Source organism: Pseudomonas sp. K5002 (assembly GCF_013386655.1).
Classification (GTDB): Bacteria; Pseudomonadota; Gammaproteobacteria; order Pseudomonadales; family Pseudomonadaceae; genus Aquipseudomonas.
Map to the genome: position 1 here is coordinate 1 of NZ_JACARK010000351.1, position 3,905 is coordinate 3,905.

Annotated in this window: 6 protein-coding genes; 4 read left to right on the top strand and 2 right to left on the bottom strand. The window is 59.2% G+C overall.

Annotated features, from left to right (window positions below):
• Window positions 1-778, bottom strand: a 778-nt coding sequence (locus HX846_RS17130) for an AsmA family protein (protein WP_178965765.1), incomplete at its 3' end; no start/stop codon positions are given.
• 368 nt (window positions 779-1,146) lie between these two features.
• Here HX846_RS17130 and HX846_RS17135 point away from each other — a divergent pair.
• Window positions 1,147-1,596, top strand: coding sequence for a hypothetical protein (locus HX846_RS17135; protein ID WP_003217421.1), 450 nt, complete (start codon window positions 1,147-1,149; stop codon window positions 1,594-1,596).
• A 151-nt stretch (window positions 1,597-1,747) separates the two neighbouring features.
• Window positions 1,748-2,380 carry a TetR family transcriptional regulator gene (locus HX846_RS17140; RefSeq protein WP_003217423.1) on the top strand — a complete coding sequence of 211 codons (633 nt, stop codon included), beginning with the start codon at window positions 1,748-1,750 and terminating at the stop codon, window positions 2,378-2,380.
• 1 nt (window position 2,381) lies between these two features.
• Here the strand turns inward: HX846_RS17140 and HX846_RS17145 are convergent, their stop codons facing one another.
• Complete coding sequence (locus HX846_RS17145) at window positions 2,382-2,870, bottom strand: C40 family peptidase (RefSeq protein WP_087692460.1); 489 nt, start codon at window positions 2,868-2,870, stop codon at window positions 2,382-2,384.
• 337 nt (window positions 2,871-3,207) lie between these two features.
• Here HX846_RS17145 and ureE point away from each other — a divergent pair, with 337 nt between their 5' ends.
• Together ureE and HX846_RS17155 are read left to right on the top strand one after the other, a co-directional pair.
• The gene (gene ureE / locus HX846_RS17150) at window positions 3,208-3,708 is read left to right on the top strand and encodes an urease accessory protein UreE (RefSeq protein WP_008439076.1); all 501 of its coding nucleotides are present in this window, start codon (window positions 3,208-3,210) and stop codon (window positions 3,706-3,708) included.
• A partial coding sequence (locus HX846_RS17155) for an urease accessory protein UreF (RefSeq protein WP_306173126.1) occupies window positions 3,705-3,905 on the top strand: 201 nt, incomplete at its 3' end. The genes ureE and HX846_RS17155, both read left to right, overlap by 4 nt.

Consider the following 3,905-nt stretch of genomic DNA (forward strand, 5'->3'; position numbering starts at 1 on the left):
CGCCGATCCTGGCCTGGGCTTGCAGCGGGAACGGCTTGGCCGCGTCCTGCAAGGCCAGCAGGCCACCGATCTTGCCGGTGCCATCGAGTTTCTGGCCGTGGTATTGGCCCTTGACCTTGAGGCCGAACGCGTAATCCTGCGGCGCCGAGCCTTTTTCCAGGGCTTTCCTGGCGTCGGCATCGCCGACGATCTCGCCGAAGGGGATCGGCTTGCCGAGCAGGTCGATCACGACGTCGAGCTGGGTCTTGAGAGTCTGGTCGTCGAGGGTCACATGGCCTTTGTCGAAGCCGATGGCGCCGATGTCCACCACCCAGTTGGACGGTTCGGCATTCGGGTCCTTGGGGTCGAACTTGAAGGTCCAGTTGGCGCGGCCATCGGCCAGGCGCTGCAACTGCGCACTCGGTTCGGTGAGGTCGATACGCGGGATCACCACGCGCTGGGCCAGCAACGCCAGGGGCGAGATACGCAACTCCACGCGCTTGAGGGTGACCATCTGCGGGGCTTTCGACCAGTCGGGATTGCCCAGGGTCAGGTCTTCGGCAATCACATGGGGCCACGGAATCCAGGCGCGCCAGCCACCTTCATCGGGCTCGCGCTGCCACACCACGGCCAGGTTGCCATTGATGGCAAACGGTCGATGCAGTTCTTCGGAGACCTTGGCGTTGAGGGGCGGCTTGATCCGGTTCCAGTCAAAGAACACCAGGACCAACACCACAATGGCGATTAACAAAACGAAGCTGGCGCAGCTCCAGGCGAGAATTTTACGAGTGCGCGTCATTGCACAGGACTCCAGGTTACGACTGAGCGGGCGCTTTGCGGCGCGCGTTTTGACTACAGCTTATATGGCTACGACTGACAAACGGCGCGGGGGTTTAACGCCATTGATGAAATCCTCATAAAAACCGCCTTTCCTGACCAACCAGACAGTTTCAATCATCAACGACGCACCGTTGTTACCCACGTTCGTGTCGAAAATACCCACCTCGGTGCAAAAGCGCGGGCTTGAGACCTGCGAGATAGAGCCTTCGCAGGGAACAATCAATTCTGTTGATTATTACCATTGTGTTTATGAACTTTTATATCGACTTATCAAGAGTAGCATTAGCCCTGTACCCAATTTATCGCCCTCCCAAGGAGCAACCCATCATGAAACGCCAAATACTCGCAAGCTTTGCACTTTCCCTCCTGGCCACCAGCGCATTTGCCCTGCCAGCTGCTGAACAGGCAACCCCACAAGTGAAAGCCGACGCTTCCCACTTCAGCCAAACCCTGGCTCGCAGCGGCGCTTCGGACAAGAACAACACCGACTACAACGGCAGCATCACTGAAAACGGTTCGGAACAAGCCAACAAACGTGCTTACACCGAAGGCGTTGCTGAAGGTGGCCGTGATCGTCTGGAACAGAAAGGCCTGGTTGAAGGTGGCGCTGATCGCCTGATGGAACGCAACGCTGTTGCCGAAGGTGGTCGTGATCGCCTGGAACAGAAAGGCCTGGTTGAAGATGGTTCGAGCCGCGCCAACAAACGCGCTTATGCTGACGGCGTAGTGGAAGGCGGTGCTGACCGTCTGGCAGAACTGCATCAAGCACAGAGCTAAGCCCGTGCTGGCCCTGGAAAAAAGCCCGATCAGCCGATCGGGCTTTGACTTTGTGTGAACCGCAACGCCCTTCTCCCTTTTGAAGTTCGACGCTGGCAAAGCTGATTTGCTAGAGTGCGTCGCTGTCCTTGTCCACAAAGCCCGCCTGCCAATGCTGCCCCGCGCCGAACAGAAGCAACAGACCCGACTCGCCCTGATGGACGCAGCCCGCCATCTGATGGAGTGTGGCCGTGGGTTCGGCAGCCTCAGCCTGCGTGAAGTGGCCAAGACCGCCGGCATCGTGCCCACCGGTTTCTACCGTCACTTTGCCGATATGGATCAGCTGGGCCTGGTATTGGTCAGCGAAGTCGGCCAGACCTTTCGCGCGACGATTCGCCTGGTGCGCCACAACGAATTCGTGATGGGCGGCATCATTGATGCCTCGGTACGGATTTTCCTGGATGTGGTCGCCGCCAACCGTTCGCAATTCCTGTTCCTGGCCCGCGAGCAATACGGTGGCAGCCTCGCCGTTCGCCAAGCCATTGGTGCCCTGCGTGAGGACATCGCCAGCGACCTCGCCGCCGACCTGACCCTGATGCCCAAGCTCCAGCACCTGGATGCCGACGGCCTGCACGTGATGGCCGACCTGATCGTCAAGAGCGTGTTCGCCACCCTGCCCGACATTATCGACCCGCCCGCCGAAGCGCTGCCTGCGCACCTCACGCCACAAGCCAAGATCACCCAGCAGCTGCGTTTCATCTTTATCGGCCTCAAGCATTGGCAAGGCCTGGGCAGCACCGAATAACTCAGCGCACGGTGTGAAAACGCTTGGCGGTGGTGTAGTTCCGGTTCCAATAGCTGTTGGCCAGTGAGTCGATGCGCACGCTTTTGCCCGTGCGTGGCGAGTGGATGAACTTGCCCTCTCCTATATAGAGACCAACGTGGCTGACCTGGCCGCGCCCATTGCCCCTGAAAAACACCGCATCACCCGGTTGCAACGCATTGCGCTTGACCGTGGCCGCGGTTGAGCGGTGCATCGCCGAGGTGGTGCGAGGCAGATGAATGTTGGCTTCGGTCTTGAACAGGTACACCAGGAAGCTGCTGCAATCGAAGCCCTGCTTCACCGAAGCGCCGCCCAATTTATAGGGCGTGCCCAACAGCTCGTGGGCGCGGTCGATCACGTTGTCGATAGAAGGTGGCGGGGCGAATGCCGGAGCACGCTGAAGGTTGGCCGAAGCAGATGAAATGGCGAGCGACAAACTGACAATGAGTAAACAGAAAAATGACTTGTACATGGTGGAAACCGCTGAAGATTAAATACGGAGCGGAATCCTAATGAAACAGCGCGTAATGCAACGCACGGCAAATCCTGCAAGTGCGTAGGAAAAGTCCCAAGCAATCAAAACTCATAAAAGATGAAAGAAATTTCATGCACCAAGCAATGGAATTCAACGCCGAGCGCCCGGATCCGGTGCTATAAATCCAACCACGCACCAAAATGAAACATTTTGGAATAATTTCCTGCGCCATCAGGTGGCACAAGTCGCCTGCCTACAGGGAATTCCTACTCCCCGCGTGGTTGGCAAGACCCTTGCTCTAGCTTGCTTATCGCTCATAGCTGGAAGCTTTCTGATGCTGGTGATCCACCGCCGAATCGCCCCCCAACCCGTCTGGGCCGCAGAGTTGCTGCTGAATTTCGAAGCCCGCAGCAAAAGCCGCCTGCGCTGTTTCAGTGCCGACGGAGAAGACGTCGGCCTGTTTCTGGAGCGCGGCCAACCGCCGCTGCACGATGGCGAATTCCTACAGGCTGAAGACGGACGTGTCGTACGCGTGTGCGCCCGGCCTGAACAACTGCTGCACGTCACCTGCGGCAATGCCTTTGAACTGACCCGCGCCGCCTATCACCTGGGCAACCGCCACGTGGCCCTGCAAGTGGGTGACGGTTGGCTGCGCCTGCTCGATGACTACGTGCTCAAGGCCATGCTCGATCAGTTGGGCGCGACGACCGAGACCATCGAGGCCCCCTTCCAGCCGGAACACGGCGCCTATGGCGGCGGCCACCACCATTCCCGCCATGGCGACGAAGACTTCAACTACCCGCCCAAGCTGCACCAGTTCGGCGTACGCCTATGAACCCAGCCTGGGCGCTGTTGCGTCTGGCCAGTCCGCAGCTGCCGATTGGTGGCTACAGCTATTCCCAGGGCCTGGAAATGGCCGTGGAGCAAGCCCGCGTGACCGACCCGGCAAGTGCCGGGCGCTGGATCAGCGATCAACTGTTGCTCAACCTGGCGCGCTTCGAAGCGCCGCTGCTGCTTGCCCACTGCCAGGCC

What these genes read in the sequence shown, in the direction of transcription:
- HX846_RS17140 (WP_003217423.1), top strand. Translation starts at nt 1,748, where the DNA reads ATGCTGCCCCGCGCCGAACAGAAGCAACAGACCCGACTCGCCCTGATG.
- HX846_RS17145 (WP_087692460.1), bottom strand. Translation starts at nt 2,870, where the DNA reads ATGTACAAGTCATTTTTCTGTTTACTCATTGTCAGTTTGTCGCTCGCC.
- ureE (WP_008439076.1), top strand. Translation starts at nt 3,208, where the DNA reads ATGCTGGTGATCCACCGCCGAATCGCCCCCCAACCCGTCTGGGCCGCA.
- HX846_RS17135 (WP_003217421.1), top strand. Translation starts at nt 1,147, where the DNA reads ATGAAACGCCAAATACTCGCAAGCTTTGCACTTTCCCTCCTGGCCACC.